Annotated in this window: 2 protein-coding genes; both read right to left on the bottom strand. The window is 44.3% G+C overall.

Translation table 11 applies throughout. From position 1 onward, the window contains the following. A partial coding sequence (locus HMPREF9446_RS17225) for an AAA family ATPase (protein ID WP_009127018.1) occupies nucleotides 1-325 on the bottom strand: 325 nt, incomplete at its 3' end. A gap of 82 nt (nucleotides 326-407) precedes the next feature. Further along, entirely contained in the window at nucleotides 408-902 is a 495-nt protein-coding gene (locus HMPREF9446_RS17220) for a UpxZ family transcription anti-terminator antagonist (protein WP_009127017.1), read from the bottom strand. Nucleotides 903-957 lie beyond the last annotated feature (55 nt).

Here is a 957-nt window from a genome sequence, read left to right as displayed (position 1 = left end):
ATTGGTTGAGCATGGCAAGCAAATCGGCAACCGTCTCATACTTTCGGGCATTCAAATCCAGATGTAGCACCGGATATTCCTCCCATTTGGTTTCCAATTTCTCTATGGCAAGTCCTTTGAACAAGTCCTTGCGCCCTTGAAAATAGGATTCGAAGGTGGAAAGAAGCAGACTCTTGCCGAAACGGCGGGGACGACTCAAGAAATAAGGTTTACCAACATTTGCAATCTGATAAACTAGGGCAGTCTTATCTACATAAAGATAATTATCTTTACGTATCTCCTCAAAAGTCTGTATACCGATAGGCAATTTACGCATCTGCTCCATTTTGTCTGACCATTTTTAGAAGTTATACGCAAATATACGTTTTTTCTGAAACGGGATATAGCTTTTTATCGTTTATTTCAGATTATTCGTCCACTTCTTCCCATGGATAGGGATTATCCACCACATTCTGAAACTCCTCAATGGCTTCCCGCTGCTCTGCGGTAAGAGATGATCCGTTCCAGGAGGAAATAATCTTGCGGACTTCGTCGGCCAAAGGCTCGTCGAACACTTCACCATAACAAGCAGTAAGCAGACGGAGTTTCAATAAGGATACCGGGAGTTCATTTAGAATATCCCAACAACGGTTCAGAACCTGCTGCACATGTTCCTGTTTTTCGCCATGGTCTATGAACGAGGCACTATACCCCATCAACAACGCAAGACAGACGTTTGCCTGTTCTTCTGTAGTTGCACCTTTCGCTAAGGAACTATACAAAGCCGTCGTCAGACGATAGACCTCACCGTTGCGACGGGACAGCTCATCGCTATAAACCGGACTACCGTCCGTACCCAAATACATCAGCTCGTGCGCGGCACGCTGAAGAGTGATTGATTCTTCGGAAAGAGAGGTGTTCATTTATGAGTTATGATTTATGAATTATAAATTGGCAGGGGGAAATGATCAACCGCCA

Source organism: Bacteroides fluxus YIT 12057 (assembly GCF_000195635.1).
Taxonomy (GTDB): domain Bacteria; phylum Bacteroidota; class Bacteroidia; order Bacteroidales; family Bacteroidaceae; genus Bacteroides; species Bacteroides fluxus.
Note: the sequence above shows the minus strand (reverse complement) of the source record. Positions and strands in the feature narration are given on the sequence as shown.